The sequence below is a fragment of the Bacillus sp. 3103sda1 genome (assembly GCF_024159135.1).
GTDB lineage: Bacteria > Bacillota > Bacilli > Bacillales > Bacillaceae_G > Bacillus_A > Bacillus_A rhizoplanae.
Window position 1 is genome coordinate 4,704,605 of record NZ_JAMYWS010000001.1, and the last position, 20,395, is coordinate 4,724,999.

Annotated in this window: 16 protein-coding genes and 2 pseudogenes; 10 read left to right on the top strand and 8 right to left on the bottom strand. The window is 33.4% G+C overall.

Translation table 11 applies throughout. The annotated features are described in order from the left end of the window. Nucleotides 1–939 precede the first annotated feature (939 nt). The 4 genes from NKR74_RS23580 (at nt 940) to NKR74_RS23595 (ending at nt 5,029) form a co-directional block, all read left to right on the top strand. Nucleotides 940–2,049: a YheC/YheD family endospore coat-associated protein gene (locus NKR74_RS23580; RefSeq protein WP_253631030.1), complete on the top strand. Its 1,110-nt coding sequence runs from the start codon at nt 940–942 to the stop codon at nt 2,047–2,049. Between the two features lie 587 nt (nt 2,050–2,636). Beyond that, the gene (gene cuyB / locus NKR74_RS23585) at nt 2,637–3,320 is read left to right on the top strand and encodes a cysteate racemase (RefSeq protein WP_253631031.1); all 684 of its coding nucleotides are present in this window, start codon (nt 2,637–2,639) and stop codon (nt 3,318–3,320) included. 151 nt (nt 3,321–3,471) lie between these two features. Continuing rightward, nucleotides 3,472–4,800, top strand: a complete 1,329-nt coding sequence (locus NKR74_RS23590; RefSeq protein WP_253631032.1) for a YheC/YheD family endospore coat-associated protein — start codon at nt 3,472–3,474, stop codon at nt 4,798–4,800. A gap of 34 nt (nt 4,801–4,834) precedes the next feature. Beyond that, entirely contained in the window at nt 4,835–5,029 is a 195-nt protein-coding gene (locus NKR74_RS23595) for a hypothetical protein (RefSeq protein WP_253631033.1), read from the top strand. 74 nt (nt 5,030–5,103) lie between these two features. Here NKR74_RS23595 and NKR74_RS23600 read toward each other — a convergent pair. Then, nucleotides 5,104–5,220, bottom strand: a pseudogene (locus NKR74_RS23600) (23S rRNA (pseudouridine(1915)-N(3))-methyltransferase RlmH); the annotation flags it as partial. Here NKR74_RS23600 and NKR74_RS23605 point away from each other — a divergent pair. The 4 genes and pseudogenes from NKR74_RS23605 to NKR74_RS23620 form a co-directional block, all read left to right on the top strand. Further along, nucleotides 5,221–5,586, top strand: a pseudogene (locus tag NKR74_RS23605) (multicopper oxidase domain-containing protein); the annotation flags it as partial. Between the two features lie 441 nt (nt 5,587–6,027). After that, nucleotides 6,028–8,166, top strand: coding sequence for a S8 family serine peptidase (locus NKR74_RS23610; RefSeq protein WP_253631034.1), 2,139 nt, complete (start codon nt 6,028–6,030; stop codon nt 8,164–8,166). A gap of 454 nt (nt 8,167–8,620) precedes the next feature. Beyond that, complete coding sequence (locus NKR74_RS23615; RefSeq protein ID WP_253631035.1) at nt 8,621–9,982, top strand: glycoside hydrolase family 55 protein; 1,362 nt, start codon at nt 8,621–8,623, stop codon at nt 9,980–9,982. A 467-nt stretch (nt 9,983–10,449) separates the two neighbouring features. Then, nucleotides 10,450–10,743 carry a helix-turn-helix domain-containing protein gene (locus tag NKR74_RS23620; RefSeq protein ID WP_253631036.1) on the top strand — a complete coding sequence of 98 codons (294 nt, stop codon included), beginning with the start codon at nt 10,450–10,452 and terminating at the stop codon, nt 10,741–10,743. A gap of 193 nt (nt 10,744–10,936) precedes the next feature. Here NKR74_RS23620 and NKR74_RS23625 read toward each other — a convergent pair whose 3' ends face one another. The 3 genes from NKR74_RS23625 to NKR74_RS23635 all read right to left on the bottom strand — a co-directional run bounded on the left by NKR74_RS23625 (nt 10,937) and on the right by NKR74_RS23635 (nt 13,844). Then, on the bottom strand, nt 10,937–12,499 hold the full coding sequence (locus NKR74_RS23625) for a glycosyltransferase family 39 protein (protein WP_253631037.1): 1,563 nt from the start codon (nt 12,497–12,499) through the stop codon (nt 10,937–10,939). An 18-nt stretch (nt 12,500–12,517) separates the two neighbouring features. Further along, nucleotides 12,518–12,676, bottom strand: coding sequence for a hypothetical protein (locus NKR74_RS23630; protein WP_253631038.1), 159 nt, complete (start codon nt 12,674–12,676; stop codon nt 12,518–12,520). A 172-nt stretch (nt 12,677–12,848) separates the two neighbouring features. Further along, nucleotides 12,849–13,844 (bottom strand): glycosyltransferase family 2 protein, encoded by a 996-nt coding sequence (locus NKR74_RS23635; RefSeq protein WP_253631039.1) that lies wholly within the window; start codon nt 13,842–13,844, stop codon nt 12,849–12,851. Between the two features lie 811 nt (nt 13,845–14,655). Between NKR74_RS23635 and NKR74_RS23640 the strand changes: the two genes are divergently transcribed. Continuing rightward, on the top strand, nt 14,656–15,789 hold the full coding sequence (locus tag NKR74_RS23640; protein ID WP_253631040.1) for an oxygenase MpaB family protein: 1,134 nt from the start codon (nt 14,656–14,658) through the stop codon (nt 15,787–15,789). A 753-nt stretch (nt 15,790–16,542) separates the two neighbouring features. Here the strand turns inward: NKR74_RS23640 and NKR74_RS23645 are convergent. After that, a complete protein-coding gene (locus NKR74_RS23645) occupies nt 16,543–16,752 on the bottom strand; it encodes a hypothetical protein (RefSeq protein WP_309247644.1) in 210 nt (69 codons plus the stop codon). Between the two features lie 728 nt (nt 16,753–17,480). Between NKR74_RS23645 and NKR74_RS23650 the strand changes: the two genes are divergently transcribed. Further along, nucleotides 17,481–18,125 carry a hypothetical protein gene (locus NKR74_RS23650; protein ID WP_253631041.1) on the top strand — a complete coding sequence of 215 codons (645 nt, stop codon included), beginning with the start codon at nt 17,481–17,483 and terminating at the stop codon, nt 18,123–18,125. A 259-nt stretch (nt 18,126–18,384) separates the two neighbouring features. Here NKR74_RS23650 and rlmH read toward each other — a convergent pair whose 3' ends face one another. The 3 genes from rlmH to NKR74_RS23665 are packed head-to-tail and all read right to left on the bottom strand — an operon-like array spanning nt 18,385 to nt 20,360. Beyond that, a complete protein-coding gene (rlmH, locus tag NKR74_RS23655) occupies nt 18,385–18,864 on the bottom strand; it encodes a 23S rRNA (pseudouridine(1915)-N(3))-methyltransferase RlmH (RefSeq protein ID WP_253631042.1) in 480 nt (159 codons plus the stop codon). 59 nt (nt 18,865–18,923) lie between these two features. Continuing rightward, nucleotides 18,924–19,109: a CxxH/CxxC protein gene (locus tag NKR74_RS23660; RefSeq protein WP_098310129.1), complete on the bottom strand. Its 186-nt coding sequence runs from the start codon at nt 19,107–19,109 to the stop codon at nt 18,924–18,926. A gap of 51 nt (nt 19,110–19,160) precedes the next feature. Beyond that, nucleotides 19,161–20,360, bottom strand: a complete 1,200-nt coding sequence (locus NKR74_RS23665; RefSeq protein ID WP_253631043.1) for a S1C family serine protease — start codon at nt 20,358–20,360, stop codon at nt 19,161–19,163. Between the last annotated feature and the right edge of the window lie 35 nt (nt 20,361–20,395).

The following is a 20,395-nucleotide window of genomic DNA, read 5'->3' on the forward strand; positions in this document are numbered from 1 at the left end:
GTGGGGAGGCTTCATCCCCCGCTGATGGTTAGTTGAATCAATCGGGGTCTTACTGCCCGTTAATGCGAAATAAATAAAATATAACCTACAGCTCCTATGGCCTAGTTCACATATTTGTGAACTAGACCATAGGGGTTATTAGTTTTGATCTACCTCTTATCTTCTATAATTCATTCTCTTTAATAAATTAAATGCCCCATCCTCTAATTCTTCTAAATAACCATTTCATTTTTTGATAAAAACATAATCTCTAGTTTATTTATTGAATGAAAAACAGTTTTAATATCGCATATTTGTTTAATTCTACTGTCTTATGCTAATTGGATATAGTGTATACTTTCTGTTGATTACCGGGTCTTGTTCTTGCGTTTTTTGGATACTATTGGATCGTTGGTGCTACGACATTATTTGTCTTACCTTTAACCATATTAAAAAATTATTTTATGTATCGATATCAAAAACGAATTTTTAGAAATCTTGATTTAAAAATAAGAAAAAATAAATTGGGATTTCTAGCTTATGTTCTAATTTACCAGATGATAATAAGTCCGATTTCAGTTTAGGATTATATTCAAGAAGGGTTAAACCTAAAAAGAGTTTGGAAATAGTTCCAAACTCTTTACTTTTTTAAATAAGATTAGTGCCATTGACGATACTAACCTTATCACTTTTATTGAATTCTATTCATCTATCAGCCAGCCTTAGTTGAACAAGGACTAAACAAATATGTATGTAAAAAATTAGCTAGAAGATAAGGCCAATGAAGGGTTTTTATAAAATTAATGAAATTGCAAAACAATTTATTTCTCTTTAGTCATTAATCGTCCCAATGCAATAATAAAAATGGGTAACAAAGTTATATAAAAAGGGCTGTATGATTATACCTCCCAAAAAAGCAAGCATACAATAGAACATCTATATTGGGGAGGTCAATTTAATATGGATTTAAATGAGAATAAACCTTACGTAGGTGTACATGTGAAAAGGCGTGTCATCGATAGAAAACTTAATAAACAGAAAAAGGGTAGACTTCAAAAGATGAACCAAATTGCAAATACAAATTTATATTTTTTTTCGGACAAAGATGTGAATTTTGAACAAAAGCTTATAAATGGGACTTTTTTTGATACAGAGGAAAAAAAATGGACTCAAGCTGACTTTCCATTTCCAGATGTTTACTATAACCGTAGGTCATCCAATTTAAATAAGGGAAATATTGTTGATAAAATTAGGAATACATTTGAAGAAATGGGCATTCCCAGCATAAATAGCCAACACTGTTTTGATAAATGGCATGTTGATCAGCAATTAAGACAATATGAAGAATTACGACCTCATTTACCAGAAACAAGATTCTGTAAAAACAAAAAAGATCTAAAGAGAATGTTCAAAAAAAGCTCTAGAGTTTTTCTTAAAGCCCTAAGTAAAAATAATGGAATCGGAATTATGTGCGTAACTATGAACTCGGAGGGCTATGAATACACTCGTTTTGGTAAATCATCTTTAAAGACGGCCACTTTTAAAAATTTTAATGATCTATTTAAGGCAATTAAGTTATTTTATAATGGCAAGCCATTTATTATGCAAAAAGCCATTGACTTAATTCAATTAAATGATAGAACTGCGGACATAAGGTCTGAGATACAGCGTAATGGTCAGGGGCAATTAGAATGTGTTGCGCATACTATACGATTAGGTACAAAAAATTCACCTGTTACGAATACCCGTACACAATCGACGATTTATCCATTCGATGATTTTTTCAAAAATAAGATGGGTTATACAGATGATGAAACCACAAAATTGAAAAAACAGCTGGAGAAGCTTCTTCTCTATATTTACGAGAAAATTGAACTATCCTACGGTGCCTTTGGTGAAATCGGTATTGATTTTGGACTAGATAAAACAGGCCATTTATGGTTCATAGAATGTAACGTAAAAACCGGAAAAAATACATTACGGACACATGATAAAAAAACGATTGATCGAGCATACCTCAATCCCCTGGAATATGCCAAATTTATTACTAGAGAGAAGCAACAAAAATAATTATGAATTCTAATCTAACTTTTATTTTTTATGTCAGCATGTAGATTGGGGCCAGATTTAAAAAACAATGGTCACTCTTTACCACCCCTATACCTTTCTTATTTATGGTGATTTAATATGATAATTATTTTTCTTAATCACTTGTTAATGCGAGAAAAGTTTCTACCTTAATAGAACGAAATGCGATATTCGTGTATTTATTGGAATTCGTTTATACAATGCTTGGTAAATCTCTATATTTAAACTAAAGAAACAACGGATATTTGAGTTTTTATTTACCCGTTGTTTCTTATAATTTGCCGTTACTTGTGATACGGTTCCCCCTAGTATGTCTAAATGAGGTTTTTATTTAGCATTTAAATTTCGTTGTTTGTAACAATGTTAAGAGGTTCTTTTTCAGATATATCCTTTCATTTATTCGTGGTGCAAATTCTCATGTAATCTCATGCCTTTGGCTGGCAGAACCACGAATTGGAAATAGTTGCCGATAATTAAAAATAACGTCCACACTACAATTCTTCTATAAACATATTATTACTACTAGAATGATAATTAATTAAGTTTAACAAAGGAGAAAATAGAATTAAATGTCTAAAACTATAGGAATTCTTGGAGGAATGGGTCCAGCAGCAACATTGGACTTATTCCATAAAATTATTTTAAACACTCCTGTACAAACAGAACAAGAACATCATCGCATTATTATCTACAATAACCCTAAAATCCCTCCTCGAACGCAACATTCGTATCCATTACCCGAGCTAGTCAAATCTGCAATATTATTGGAAAAAGCAGGTGCAGATTTCATTATTATGCCCTGTAACACAGCACATATATGGCTAGAACAAATAAAAGCAACCATTCAAATACCGTTCTATAGCATAATTGAAACCACTGTGGAATCAATATTTTTAGAAGAAAAAGACTCTACCAATAAAAAAATCCTTTTACTCGCTACTGAAACAACCATAAATGATGGATTATATCAAAAAGCATTTCATAATACCCCTTATGAAATAATCACTCCTATTAAAGAAGAACAAAATATCATTGATAACACCATTAAAGATGTTAAACTAGGAAAAATTTCATCTAATCAATATTTAAAAGATCTTAACAGAATCTTAAATGTCTATAAAGAAATCGGAATTTCCGTGATTATAGGTGGTTGCACTGAAATACCCTTATTGTTTCATTTATTCAAAACAGACATGAAGATGGTTGACCCAACTCTATTACTAGCAAAATTGGCTGTACAAAAAGCAACATAGTGCTATCGTTAAAATATATTAGATCGGACATAAATTTTAACAAAAACAACGTAGTTATAAGGCAATTTTTTAAAATTATGGCAATCTTTTTACACAAAAAGATCTCATATTAAATATGATAATTACAAAATATTAAGGAGTTGGATAAGCTATGAAAGAACACTTTATCTGTTCGGTCCTTATTGATAAGGAACTTGATCCACTTTATATTAATTTGAATGCCGAAACATTAAAACGATTAAACATTGAGTCAAATTCCATCATACTAAATTTTGGTAAATTCAAAAAAGAACTTACGATTGAAATCGATAATAATCTGAAACTTAATCAAATTAAACTCTCATCCTATTTGAACGAAAACATATCTATACCCGAACTGCCATATGATTCCTTTTTTAATAAAAATCATTTATTCTTAGGTCCAGTTATTGGCTTTCTATTAACACCTGGGTACTACAATAATATGCAAGAGATCGTCAAGTTACGTTTTTCAAATTATGACAAGATTAAGGGGTTAATATATATTTTTAATAGGAAAACAATTAATCAATCTAATAAAACGATTTCTGGCTATTATTACGAACCAACTACAAATAAATTCATGAAAGGCACCTTTCCTTATCCTTGTGCAATCTACAATCGTTCTAATATGAAGCCAAACATTTATAGACACTTTAAAAAACATATAGGTAAAAATATATTTAACTATCCATATCGAAATGGCAATAAATATTCTTTTTGGCACAAAATATCCAAAATACCTCATATAGGAGAGCATTTACCTATTACAAGAAAGTATAACGGGGTAGAAAGTTTGGTTCAAATGCTTACAAAATATGAATCCGTCTTTTTGAAACCTACCTCATTAAGTAGAGGTAGGGGAATTTTTCATATAGAAAAAGCGGATAGAGGGTATATATTATCATATAACACTGGAAATAAGGTTCTTATTGAATCAATAGAGACTTTAGAAGAGAGATTAAATTCAAGCATAAAGAAAAATAGAAAATATATTATTCAACAGGAAATTCCTTCTAACCACTCTGGGAAAAAAATCGACTTCCGACTATACCTCCAAAAAGATGAAACTAAAAACTGGAAATATTCAGGCTTGGAAACGAGAGTAGCAAAGGTTGGAAGTGTAATAACAAATTCAAGTCACAGAGAGAAAGTTATACCAGGAGAAGTAGCTCTTAAGGAAATCTATCATTTGAGTGAAGATCAAATTAAACAAAAAATAGTTGAAATTACCCAATTATGTATTAATATTTTAAACGTTATGGAGAATGCTGAAGAAGCACACTTCGGTGATGTTGCTATTGATCTCATATTAGATAAAAAGTGCAAGATTTGGTTGTTGGAAGTGCAACGAAATTATGCTGCAGAAAAGAAAGCAAATTGGACAAAAAGTGACAGAAGAATCCTACCCTATATACTTCCAACCCCATTTGAATATGCCAAGTCCCTAGCAGGGTTTTAAATTCAATCAATACATTAGAGCTGGATTGAAACAAATGAATGAAGAAACTCGCTCAAAAATAATGGCTGAAACTGAAATATTGGGCTTTGTTATAAATTATGCCACTGAGAAAAAAGCAAATTGGACAAAAAGTGACAGAAGAATCCTACCAGATATTCCCCCACCACCCTTTGAATACAAAAGGGTTAGCAAGGTTTTAAAACAAATTTTTTTGCATTACGATAAGTAAAATAAGAAATCTTTTCTCATCAGTTTATTACAGAGGCAGTCTCTTTCAACTCTTTCGTACACATAAAACCTCATTTACTTATGGTAAGGCTCCCCACGATTAATCCGAAATGCACGATACACTTGCTCTAAAAGCACTAGTCTCATCAATTGATGTGGTAATGTCATCTTTGAGAATGAAAGAGATTCATTAACCCGATTCACTTGCATCTTGTAAATTTTCAAATTTTGAATCGTGCTGTATTTACTGGCGATCCAAATGGTTCTAACCTCAAAGTCGGGCCGCCAATGCCACCCGATCCAGGCGAGAAAGGGTGGAGGGATACTGTTCGTGCCAATCCCGGAGAAGTTATCCGGATTATTGTACGTTTTGGGCCATTTACAGGAATCTACCCGTGGCACTGCCACATTCTTGAACATGAAGATCACGATATGATGGGACCATATGAGGTTCTAGCTAATCCTACCTTTAACCCATGTGAACGAAATTCAGAACAATGCAGCGATAACTCCTTTGCTCAATGTTTTGACTGCCATAAATATCGTAAAAATAAATAAAGTAAGCAAAATCAACACAATGACCATTGAATTTAATATTCAAATTTAATTATATTTTTTTATCCCTTTCAAATTTGAAAAAAAAGAAGAGGAACAATTATTCCTTGATTTCTCTTCTCTCTTTAATTCAGTTGATACTTTTAAAAGGATAAAAAACCTCATTTACTTATGGTAAGGTAGGTGGTTCACCGTAACAACGATAACTGCAAAATTTTCTTACCAAAAATCCAATTAGACTTTTTAATTAATTGTTTAATGATTACCTAGCTTATTTCTCTCCTAATCAGTTTGATTAATAAAGTTTTTACAAACAAATCATAAGTTGACATAAATTCACATACTAATTAGCTATGTAATACAAAAAACTTCTTAGGAGTGGTAAACAATATCAACATTTCATATTATTAGTAAAATATCCATTAACAGGCGAAAGGGGATTTTATGAAAAAAATCGTTGGTTTAGTTTTTAGTACTTTTTTAGTTTTCTCCTGTATTCCGACACTAGCTGAGTCTAATGAACCCTCTGATAATTCAACTTCCAATATGAAAAAGGCGTCCCAAGCTATTAATTCATCTATCCAGATTCCGTCAGGATTAAAAAACATCAAAGAAAAAGCAACATTTAGGGTTGATAAAACCAAAAAATATAAAAATGATGAAGTTTTAATAAAATTCAAAAATAACTATAGTATAGAAAACCTAGAAGGAATTACAAAAAATCTAGGTTTAGCTAAAAAACAGGACTTAGGTCCTAATGTTAAACTAGTAAATTTTAAATCTAATAGTAATCTTGAAGATGTCCTCAAAATTTTAAATTCCCTTCCACAGGTGGAATATGCAGAACCCAATTACTTACTACAAGCTTCGGATATGGCAAATACATCAGCAGTGTCTGACCCCTTATATGGACAATTATGGGGAATGAAGAATACCGGACAAACTATTGATGGGATTACTGGAAGATCAGGTATCGACATTAAGGCTGAAACTGCATGGGCTATGACAAAAGGAAGTTCAAATATCATTGTGGCAGTTATCGATACTGGAATCGACATTAGCCATCCGGATTTAAGGGACAGGATATGGAGAAACCCTGGAGAAATTGCGGGTGATAATATTGATAATGATAACAATGGATATGTGGATGATATAAATGGTTGGGATTTTTACCACAACGATAATACTGTTTATGATACATATGATGGAGACAAACATGGAACGCATGTGTCAGGAACAATTGCAGGCACTACAAACACTTCAGGGGTCATTGGTATTGCACCAAATATAAAAATTATGCCGCTAAAATTTATAGGTCCAAATGGAGGATATACGTCCGATGCAGTTTTAGCAATCAACTACGCAAAGGCTAAAGGTGTAAAGATTTCTAGCAACTCATGGGGAGGTGGCAGCTTTAGTCAAACTTTATATGATGCAATCAAAAATTCTAATTCTCTATTTGTAGCTGCCGCCGGAAATAACGGAGAAAATTCTGATGCTATTCCTGCATATCCTGCCGCTTACGACTTACCAAATATTCTATCAGTAGCTGCTATTAATAACCAGGGGAACCTAGCTTACTTTTCCAACTACGGTGTAAAGAGTGTAGATGTTGCGGCTCCTGGTGTATCAGTATTAAGTTCAGTTCCAGGCGGTGCCTATGAATATTACAATGGGACATCTATGGCTACTCCACATGTATCAGGAACAGCAGCATTAATTTTAAGTCGAAATGCATCTTCCACTCCTGCAATTTTAAAAGATACCATTCTGAAGACTGTTACCCCTCTTTCTTCTTTAAAAGGGCTCTTAGAGACGGGAGGGCTACTAAATGCAGGTAGTGCCGTTAATTACCAACCAGATAATGAAATCCCTGGTATAACTTTCCCTGGTACAAGTGTGAGTGATACTGTAAATTCCTCAACTGACTTAGATGATGTTTATTCTATGAAACTACAAAAAGGTGAAAAGGTAACAATTACTTTATCCGGAGCAACTGGGACGGACTTTGATATCTATCTTTATAATCCTACTGCTAAAACAGTAAAATCAAGTGCTGGTATTGTAGCTTATTCCGAAAAGTCCGGAACTTCAAGCGAATCGTTCACCTATGTTGCTCCGGAGGACGGAACATATTACCTAGATGTATACGCCTATAAAGGATCGGGAAGCTATACTGCAAAGGCTTCATTTGGTGTAACTGCCGGGACCTATGAAAATACAGCAAAGGAGATTGGCTATATAGGGACTTGGAGTACAATCTCAAATTCAAACGTATCAGGTGGGTCTTATTCATCAACTAATACTGCCGGATCTAAAGCACAATTTGTCTTTAATGGAACGGGTATCTCCCTTAAAGGGGTAAAAGATGCAAATCAAGGGATTGTGAAGATAACAATAGATGGTGTAAGTTCCGAGGTAAGCTTATATTCTACATCTAGCCTATATAAGACGGAATTCTTTAGGAAAACGGGGCTGACATCGAAGCGACATGTTGTAATAATTGAGTGGACAGGAAAGGCCGGTCCAGGCGCTCGTAAGTCGGCTACCAACATTAATTTAGATACAATAACTGTATATTAATTAGCTAAAATTTTACTTTAAACTATTATATATTACTCCCTAAGGGATTGTGAGGAATAAGCCTCCCTTTATCCTTAGGGAGTTATTTTTGTAGGAATTACATTAGTTAAAATATGTAAAATCCAGCATCTTCCTATACATGTTTCACTTTGAGTACCTCGATTATCATTAAAGTTTCATTAATACGTTCATTTTGTTATTAGAAAGTTTTGTTTTTAGTACACCGTAAATCTCGTTTAAGGCATCATTCCACGCTTTATCTTTTAATTATTCCTTTTTCTCTCAATATCACTATTTAAGTTTTAATGTAACCTTAGTTTATAAAAATATGATAAAATCGTATCTATTAAGTTTATGGTCATTATGTTGTGAACATTATGCAAAATTAAACAGCCACAGTTATACTAATTAGAAAAAAATGCTGGTACTAAGATCTTTTATAAGGAGAGAAGATATGAAAAACCTTTATAAAAAGAAGTGGATATATCTGGTCCTATGTATTTTTTTCAGTATATTTTTTTTCAATGTCTTAAACCATTTGCGAAATTCCTCTAATTCAAAAACTTTTTATTATACACCTATTACTCCTGAGCAATTTGGAGCAACTGGACTTGGTAAAGAATTGGATACGGAAGCTTTACAAAAAGCCATTAACAGTGGCTCACACCTTATTTTAAAAAGCGGTGCTACTTATCTCATAGATAAGCCTCTTATTATCAATCATTCTATTAAAATTGAAACAAGTAAAAAGAACGAAAAACCAGCCATAATTTTACAAAAAAATAAAGATAGTGCGCTTATTTTTAAAAATGATCCCGTGAAATCAACTTATGTAAAACAAACAATTTCCCCTAATCAATCTTACGTTGTATTAGAAAGTACAGAAGGAATGAAAACCGGTGATCTACTACATTTAAAGTCTGATAAATTATGGTATTGGGATAATCGGCACTATTTGACTAAAGGTGAATTACATAAAATTATAAAAATCCAAGGGAATAAAGTGTATCTTGAAAGTCCAACTAGTGAATATTATAAAATAAAAGAAGGAGAAAAAGTGACAGCCATCGCATATCCTGAACGAAATTTAGAATTGTATAATATTTCATTCAAGCACCCAAAACCCCAAAATACAACAATGCTAAAAATAAATTATACAAGCAACGCTAGAATGGAAGGTATTTCTGTAATAAATTCTAAAATAGCAGGTGTGCTTCTAAACAAAACATTCCATACATATGTTTCAAATAGCTATGTAGAACTAGGTACAACAAAAGATATAAAAACTGGCTATGGTATACAAGATTACGGAGGAATCGGGAACGTCATTACAACTAGCACTTTTAAAAAAGTGAGGCGTGGGGTAGATTTTTCCGGCGATACACCATCTCGTTATGGAACAGTTTCCTATTCAAAAGCCTTTGGATATAAAAAGGATACATTGGCAGTAGGAAATAGTGGATTTGGTACACACTCCACCGCTGAACATATTCTCTTTGAAAATAATTATATTGAAAATTTCAATTATGCTTTTGTTACACGAGGAAATCATATTTCAATCAGAAATAACATACTAACGGGTTTTAGTCGAAGTTTTGTAGCTACTTCATACGGTGATAATGTAAAAATATGGGATAATATGTATGAAAGTAAAAATGGGAGCAAGTTAGATTATTTCGCAATCATTCCTAGGCAATACCACGGAGCATTCACCGCAACAGATAATACTATCAATGGTCTGACTGGCCCATTCATTAAAAGGAGTTCAAAAGATCTTCGTTATATACACGTTAGTTCTAATCATACTATACCTTAAAATAAAAAGGAGTTTATCAATTCCTGCTACAATCTAAACAGGATTCCTCCACTTATTATGAACTATTACTGTTTAAACAATATTTAAAAGACCATTAGAAAATTTTCTCCAATGGTCTTCTAATGTTAGTGAACTAGTAGATAACTATAATATTATCAAAACTTTAAACCAAAATGTTCCAACATATATTGAATTATCCTAATTGTCACGACAAATCTCAAGTGTGTTCTATTTTATACGGTTTTAGGAAAGACCCTTATTTATGATACGGTTCACCGTAACTAAGGTAACGGCGAATATTATTTACTCTTTCAACTTATCTTCTAAATAATTTTCTATGGTTACATCCTTAGTCTGGTATTATCCCCCTATAGTAGACAGTTGAAAGAAAGTTACTGTACCGTTTATTATGGAGGGGATTTTTTTATGGAAAAAAAAAAATAAGAACTTTTTCGGTTGATTTTAAAATGAAAGCTATTGAAATATACTTACATAGAGGAATGGGTAGTAAGTTAATTGGAAGAGAATTAGGAGTTACGTATTCGGTTATAGACAGGTGGATTAAAAACTATAATAGCGAGGGTATTCTTGGCCTACAAGAAAAACGAGGAAGATCTAGACAAACAAATCAAAATTTAATAAGAATAAGTCAAGATGACAGAATAGAACAATTAGAAGCAGAAAATGCATACTTAAAAAAGCTCTTGGCTGCGGAAAAGGAGATGGGGTATTACAATAACAAACGATTCCAAAAAAATTAAACAACCTTAGTCCTGTTAAATTTAGAACTAAGGCTGCTTAATGAGAAGACACCTAATCTTTTACTGTCCACTTGACAGGGGTAAGACCACAATACCGGAGCCATCTATTAGTGACATCATTCCATCTGGTTTTTTTAGAACATTCGTTTTAGAGGTAAATCTATTGTTCAATGTGGAGATCCTTATCAAATATTTAATCTTTCTGCTTATAGAGTAAATATTTAGTTCGTGATCCTTCCAAGAATTGCTCTTGCTCAGCAACCAAATGGTAATTTTGATTCAAGTAAGGAACTTTTACCTGATTCGGCTTTGTCGCTGGATCAACCCTTAATACAACAAATTGAACCTTTTTCTCTCTTATATAGCGATTTTGCTCATCCATATTTTCAGGATATTCCTCATAATTAATGTTTTGTCTTTCAAAATAGCGGACATTCGGTACAATATCTGCCGCTAAGTAAAATCCCCCATCTAAAAAACCATAGTTTAATAATGTTGGATTCGGTTCTTCATGCATGATTTTTGCAAATTTTTCTTGTGCAAGTGGCTCCTTCTGATATAGCTTGGAAGATTTCATATTTGAATTATAACCAAAGCAAAGAAAAATTGTTGTTATTGCCATCATCGACAGGGCAAACCATTTACTTTTATCCAACTTAATCTGCGATTGTATGTTAGAATTTTGAATAAAATTACCGATTGCTATTAATCCAAATAATCCTAGCGGAGTTATAAGAAGGAAATAGTATGGATATCCTCTTCCTCCAATATATATCCCTACTATTAAGAAAATGACAGTACTTAAAAGTAACCATTTTTGGCTCTTGTCTTTAAAATATTTCCATGTAAACATAAAATCAACCAAACCAATAAGAATCATCACTTTACTTTCAAAATTTCCATTAAATGCATCCCCAAAAGTAAACGCAAAATTGATGAGTTTTTCAGTTGTACCAACTTGTGATGAATAAGTACCAAGATTAAATTTTAAATACACATCGATTAAATCTTGAATTGCATGATTCATACCAAAATAGATCAACCATGGAATACTTGCAAGAACTAACCCCACAAACGTGTAAACAATAGCATTCGTTAAATCTTTCCATCTTTTACCATAAATACAAATGATCAAAATTGCGAGGTAGAATCCAATCCAAGCTCCGACAAGAGTAAATTTAATCCAAAATACACAGCCGATCATAATCCCATTTAAAAGAAAAATTGACCGTTTAAAAAGAGAATCAGAGCCATACTTATAATATTTAAATATTATATATAGAAGAGCCATTATGAAAGGAATCGAAAACTCTTCAGCGCTATCCCCAAAACGGAAGGCATTTTGATTTAATATTAATATCGGGAAAAAAATAGCTATAGTAGCGGAAGGCATCCAATTCAAATAAAGACGTGAAATCTTAAATGCTAAAACCATATTGGCAAACATCGCAAGACTTTCCAATATGTATACACCAAAAAACGTTGTATGTGAAACAAAATAAGCTAGTGCATGCAAGCCATATAACAAAGGCCCCTTTTGTTCAAAAAGATCTTGATAGGGTACTAGTCCATTAGCCATACCTTTTCCAACTGTAAAAAAGGCATTCGAATCTACCCACTCGCTTAATACAAAAAATGGAGAAGTTTCTGTAAAAAACAACATAATAATAAAGGAATAAAAAAACAAGAAAATATTTAGTTGTTCAAATGATCCTTTATTTGTCCTGAGCTCATTAAACCTAGCTGAATTTTTCATTTCTTTTAAGTCTTCCTCTCATTCATTTAATTCAAGCCGGGAACATTTCATGATTAGCTCATACATCCGCTTTAAATGCTCCGTCAAATTTAACGTATTCCAAAGTTCATCCCCATCTTCATACGCTTGACGGGCAATCGCCCAGCGGTAAGATGGGGATGAATTTCGTTTAGGCAAAGCCTAAAATAACCTTTAGAAAATACCCGTAAGTTTCGTCCGTCCCATAGGATGTAGTTTCTCTTCATCCATGATTCAATGTGCCTGCACCTTCTTATACAAGAAAATTTGCGGGCGTCCATAAAGGAATAAGGCTAGACAATCAAGCTTTTTACAAGTTTCTATTTTTTTATTATCTTTTTACCAAGTCTGATAAGTATTCTTTTTGCTTCTCAAGAACGCTATTTCTTTCAATTGTATATCTCGGGCGTCCTTTTGTTTCTTTGAAAATTTTCCCTATATATTCACCAATAATTCCAATTGCTAATAATTGCATGCCTCCGACAATCCAAATAGATAACATCAATGAAGTCCAACCACTAATTGTATATGAAAACACTTTTGCAAATACTGTATAAAAAGCAATTCCAATTCCGATCAACACCATCAAAAACCCTAAATATGAAACAAATCGTATTGGTGCCACGCTAAACGAGGTAAGCCCATCGAAAGCAAATGCAATCATTTTCTTTAACGGATACTTAGATTCGCCAGCAAATCTTTCTTTACGATCATAATAAACTTTAGTAGATTTAAAACCTAAAAGAGGAACGATTCCGCGAATAAATAAATTTTCTTCTTGGTATTTTATAAATTCATCTAATGCCCTTTTGCTCATTAAACGATAATCTGCATGATTGGGTACTAACTTAACACCCATTTTTCCCATTAGTCTGTAAAACCACAAAGCGGTATTTCTTTTAAATTTAGTATCCGTGTCCCTTTTATCACGAACTCCGTATACGATTTCATAACCTTCTTGATACTTATCAATAAATTGATAGATAACATTAACATCATCTTGAAGGTCAGCATCTATTGAAATCACGCAATCTGAAAATTCTCTTGCTGATTCTAAACCAGCGATTAATGCTCCTTGGTGACCAAAATTTCTACTTAATTTTAATCCTTGAACATATGGATTTACTGTTATTTTCTCTTCAATTATGCCCCAAGTATTATCTGCACTCCCATCATCTACATAAAAAATGATGCTTTCATGACTTATTTTTTTATTTGCAACTAAATCATCCATAATCCTTGTCAGTTCTTTTGTTGTTTCCTCTAACATCGCTTCCTCATTGTAACAAGGAACAACAATCGACAGCAGGGGTAAATTATTCGTCATGCTTTCACTCCTTCATTTTCAAAAAATCCCATCCTAACATATGAACCTTTTATCTTTATTAACGCACAAGTTATTTTAACATATTTCACCATAAAATGTAATATAACCCATTATCTATCTAACTAACAATCTATTATTCGGTATTTTTTAGCTTCTATATCACTACCAATAAAAAAACCCCTTTCTTTTTAAGGAGAGGAACGAGGGCATCTGGCCATTCATAGAAGCCGTCAGGGTCTTTCCTGCCACATGCGAAGTGAAAACAGAAAGAGAAAACGAGTGTAGATCATGTTGCATTTTGCATAGCGGCGACTTAGATGTCGAAAAATTAAAATCAATTTATATATTCAATCATAAAAAATACCACAGTCCACCCTTAAAGAATTTCCTTCTAGCTGTTCTGTAAGAATAGATTCAACTAATACGCCAATCTAGCCGCTCACCAGTACACCAATAATAAAATAATCAAATGAAGCATTGCTTTTTTCTTTTCCCATCAAACATTTTTAACCTTTCATTTAATTTTTTTCGATGTCAAATCTCCATTGAACACTCTTTTTTATGTCCTTCACCATATTATCTCCATTAAAAATTAGATTTGCTTGACTGTTTTCCTAATATCAATTCACCGCCTATTATTTTCGAGAGTCTATTATTGTCTATATTTATTCATACTGCCTTCAATGTTATTAATTATTCATAGATTTTCATATTACTTGTATAAATAGAATATATATAACGTTGAATATATTCTTGTCCTTCTTCGGGTTGACTAGAATATAAACAATAAACAGTTAAGGGGGGGAAATAGATGTTATATACCGACGAGTTTATGGAGAGTTTACGGATGGAAGGTGACCCTATTCCGGATGGAATTATTAAAGAATTGTTCAAAAATAGTCAGGTTGGTGCAGTAAACTCTTTGTTGAAAGAATTAATTAACAATGACCAGTCTTATCCAGAAGAGCTTCCTGATAACATCGAAAGTTGGCTGAGAGATACAGCTTATTGTCCAGAAGGGGTTGACTGGGCCCGAATGAGAAACGCAACTGACTTATTTCGGGAACATGGTATTGCTATCACTTTACTATTAGCAACAGGCTCACTTGTGTATTGTTATGCAGCAAGTAAAGGTGTTAAGGTCCTTACATTCAGTTATCGTTTAGGTCAAAATGCCTACCGCAGGATAGCTGAAACAGGACAATTCATGCTTCATGTCATGGCACCAGGTGGTCTTGAATCCGAAGGACAAGGAATCAAAGCGATCCAAAAAGTCCGTTTAATGCATTCGGCTATTCGTCACTTGGTCCAACAAACCGGTAGATGGGACGAAAAAGAAAATGGTATCCCCATTTGTCAGGAGGATCTGTTGGGTACTCTATTAACCTTCTCTAGTGTTATCATTGATGGCCTTCGTCGTTTAGGTATGAATATAACAGAAAAACAGGCCGAAGATTATCTGTATTTTTGGAAAATCGTAGGATCCATGTTAGGAATTCGGGAGGACATTATCCCAGAGACCATGGAACAATCAATAATGTTAACGGAAACTATTGGAAGAAGGCATCATGGTCCGTCCCCCGAAGGAATTCAGATGACTCAGGCTCTTCTTGAATATCATGCAGATCTAATTCCGGGCCAGATGTTTGATAACATTATTCCTGCTCTAATTCGAGAAATTGTAGGGGACGAAATTGCCGATTGGATGGAAGTGCCCCGCTCCAATTGGCAAAAGTTAATGAAACTCAAAGAACTAATGGGTTTTCTTGATTCTGATTATTCAGGTGTTTTTGGAAGTATGGTTAATCAGCTCGGGCTGGCACTACTCCGGCGTCAGTCACTTTCTATGACCGATTATGAATATACCCCATTTCTCATACCAACAGAACTACGAAAGGTATGGGGAATAGATGGAGATGCAAAAAAAGGGGGTAAAAATGAATAAACCATGCGTATCCTTATACTTGGCGGATGATATGTGGCAGGCTGTATCCATTGGTATTCGTACCGCTGTTGGAGATGCCGATTACTTGAATAATTTGACTCCTGATTTAATATAGAGATTATGTGTAATATTCCATAATCCCCTTCCCATATGTATAAAAGTAGAACAACACCGCCTAATCATAAAGGAAAATGATGTACGACATTATTTAACATTTACATGGCACAAAAAAGACCAACTCCCAATTGTAAGAGCTAGTCATAATTTTGGTTAATTTATTAATCTTCGGCCTTCTTTTAAGAAGGCTGTTTTCGCAGATTGTTGCTTTTCGAATATACATTTATTCCCTTATTAAATATTGGTTTCGTGCTCTTTTCCCTAATAAGCAGATTTCATACTTATAGAAAATAAGAGGCTAAAATCGTAAAAATCCAAGTACCGATTTTTACTTTTATAGCTCATAGCAACAAAGTTTACGAAAAGAGCCTTTAAGAAATAACCTCAGTTACTTATGGTACGGTTCAGCGAACATCACCTAAGAACATAGTTGATTTTGAACTTAAAGTATTTATATGTATTTAGACTAAATCCCCATATTATCTTATGGGGATTTCTATTTGAACAACCTCCTAACTTAAATATTATGCCAGCTTGTGGGGAGGGAAGAGCTATGGCGTATTTGGCTTAATAAACTTTTTTTATTGGTGATAACATGCCCCCACTATAAACAAAATAAACACCCTTTTTGAGTACCTACAAAGCTTTTTCATACTCCCCAATGATTTTGTAAAAGGAGTTCTTCTTAAGCTCTAACATTCCCATAAACTCAACGCCTGTAATGTCTTTACTTTTCCATTTTGGATAGTTTTGCTCAAGTATTTGACGTTGTTGTTTGGATATTGTACTTAGACTTGATTGCGTTCTGCCCAGAACCATACCAGCGCCACATTTTGGACGCTTCATGAGCCCTACTAAAGGATGTTCACCACTACTAAAAGAAAATCATCTGACTAAACGATTTGTTGTACAGCAAAAGATTCCCCTAGCCATTTTTAAAAAAATTGTTTGACATAGTACGCATATATGTAGAAAAAGGAAAGCCTTTCTTTCCGGCTTTCCTTCTCACACTGTTTTGTCTTCATCCCAGCTTAGGTAATGTTCATCTCGGCATGCACTATCCGATGGTTTACATTAAAGCGTTGGTTCGCATCTTGACCAAAAACGTCGAAAAACACCTTACCTTTATTACTGGAGCATTGAATCTCCCATCCGCTTACCCCCTCAATTTCACTTACCAAGCTCTCAATCGATGAATCTGGGAAGAGAATGAGGTTTCCGCTGTCAAAGATTAAAACGTTCAGTCCATCCAAAGAGAATACCTTAACCCGAACGGTAGCATTGACAGTATTATTGTTTACAATGGCTACTTGAGCTTGTTGAGATTTATTAGGAACATCGTTTTCAATCGGGCCTGTGGAAAGCCTCAAGGAGAGCTTTACTAAATATGTAAATCTCTTTATTCGATACTAGTAATCATACTTAGACAAAATCAATCCTATTATGTAAATTGAATGTAGATTCTTATCTATATATGAAAGAATTTGATTAATAGTTTTTATAGAAAATAAGTTCTTTTATGTTAAAATGAAGGCAATTGATGAACGGACTTACTAAAAAAGGAGATGGTTAATTTGATTAATATTTTAGGTAAAAATAGTTGGAAAGAATACTCAATCATTCTTTATATCATCCTAAATCTTATCATGCCATTTGCCATTTTAAATTTTTTCAATATTCATTTATGGAATATAACTTTTAATCCAATTGATTTTATTTTAAAGCCTTTTATGATTATTCCATTTGCGAGCTTGTTACTGGCATTATTTACAGAATGGACAATCTATGCATTTAATTATATGAAAAGGCTACGCTTAACAATCAAAAAAAGGAAAGGTAGATTATCCCTAAAAGTGGTAGAAAAGAGTTTACCGATCTACGTAATAGATCAAAGTTATTTTAATGAAGAAATTCAACTCAAAAACACTCTAGTAGTAGATATGCGTATAAAAGATCATGATCATCTATCTTTTAGTGATCATTTAGATGTTATTAAACTTTATAATGATGATAATCGGTTAAATATCCTCGATTTGATAGAGAAAGCAAATCTCCTTATAAAGAACACTGCCTTAAAAGAACACCTCATTACATTCATTGTCGATAGTAAAAAAGAAAAGAATAGAACGATATCAAAAATATGGCTCAGATTAATTTGTAACCCTAACTCTAAATCGGCAATGGCTGATATTCATACGATTTTAGAGTTAGTGTATTAATCGGAAATAGTATCGCCTGAAAAACAAAAATATATATCTGTTCACCAACATACAGAGAAAAAGTATCAAGAACATTGAACTGTTCTTTTTATTCATCTAAGATAATGATACTAATCAAATCTAAACAAACTCTTTATACAAATCTTAAGGCTTTCTTAGTATTAAAAAAGCCCGCTTAAAGCGGGCTAATGAAAAGTGATTCTATCTTAATAAAATAAATTTGTTCTTCAAAATCATTATAAAGACAGTAAAATCGCATCTATTTATGGTACGGTTCATTACGATTAATTCGAAACGCTCTATACACCTGCTCTAACAGTACCAATCGCATCAACTGATGGGGCAGCGTCATTTTTGAAAAAGACAATGACTCATTGGAGCGCTTCATCACTTCTTGACTTAACCCAAGCGATCCTCCAATAACAAATGCCACTTTACTCTTCCCATATGTAGCAAGGCGATCTAAGTTGGCAGCAAACTCTTCTGATGATTTTTGTTTCCCTTCAATTGCTAATGCAATTACATGCGTATCATCAGAAATTCTATCTAAAATACGAATTCCTTCTTTTTCTTTTACCATTTGCATTTCTGCTTCACTTAAATTTTCCGGTGCTTTTTCATCTGGTAGCTCAACAACCTCCACTTTTGCATAGGCGGATAATCGTTTTAAATACTCTTCAATGCCTTGTTTTAAATATTTTTCTTTTAATTTTCCGATTGAGATAATTAAGATATTCACATATATTCCCCACCTTACAAACACGTTATCCACAAAAGTTATCCACATATCCACATCCATCATCCACATATTGTGTGAGAATCTGTGTTCGATACAACATATGTCGCCTTATTTTGACAAAATTCACACGTTTTTTGCTCATTATCTTTATTATCCACAGTGTGGATAAACGGCGGCACTTCACATTCATCCACAATAATATCTAACGCTAGTTCCACATGTTCTAAACAACAAGGTAATTTCATAATTTCACCTCACTTATCCACAACAGAAAACAGGAGGGGCTGCCTCCTGTTTTAATATTGCTGACTGCCTAATTTTACAGTTATTGTATCTTTTTTTGCACCACGATAAAATGTCATTGTCATTTTATCATCAATTTTCTTATTATATAAGATTTTTCGGAATGCAATAATATCTTGAACTGGTTTTCCATCCACTGCTACAATTACATCATATTCGCGTAAACCTGCATCTGCACCAGGAGATGGGCTTTTCACATCTAAAACACATACACCCTCTGTTACATTAGCTGGAAGATGTAATGTTTGACTCCAATAATAATTTGGAATTTCATTTAAAGACCTTAATTCAACTCCAACGTAAGGTCTTCTTACTTTCCCATACTTTTCAATCTCATTCATAACTGGAACAGCTCTTGCGATAGGAATTGCAAGTCCAATTCCCTCTACCTCTTTTGCAGCAATTTTCATGGAGTTGATTCCAACAAGCTGCCCTGCTTCATTTACAAGAGCCCCACCACTATTACCAGGATTAATAGCTGCATCCGTTTGCAATACTTCTACTTGCCAATCATAATGTCCATCTTGATCTAAATCAACCGGTACAATGCGTTCATTTGCTGAAATAATCCCTTGTGTTACAGAACCTGAGAATTCTAAACCAAGAGGGTTCCCAATTGCAAGCGCAGCTTCACCACGTTTTACTTTCGTAGAATCACCAAGTTCAATAACCTTCTTCGCATATTTTTCATCAATTTGTAAGACAGCTAAATCTGTCACAACATCAGTTCCTAAAATCTTTCCAGGAACTTTTTTTCCATCACTCAAACTTACTTCAATACGATTTGCTCCTGCTACAACATGATTATTTGTTACAATATATGCGTTTCCTTTTTCCTTCTTGTAAATTACACCAGATCCTGTTCCTGCTTCTGAATCTGCTTCTGAAAAATTATCACGCTGAATATTAATAACACCAACAACCGCTTCTGAAGCACGGTCAACAGCTTGAACAAAGCCAGAATGATCTCCTGTATTCGTAACTTGAGGAGTAGACTGCGCTATATACTGTTTCTCTTCACTTGCTTCTGTTTCTCTTATTGTAGTCCAACCTAATTTTGAAAACGTTGGAATAGCAAAAGCAAATAATGTAGCACCAATGACGGTTCCCGCTACAACAGAAACGAAAATATGTTTATGCTTTTGCTTTCTTTTTCGTTTCATCTGTAAATCTTCTTCATCAATAAAGGACATTTATGCTCACCTAGCCTTCCGAAAGCATTTATATT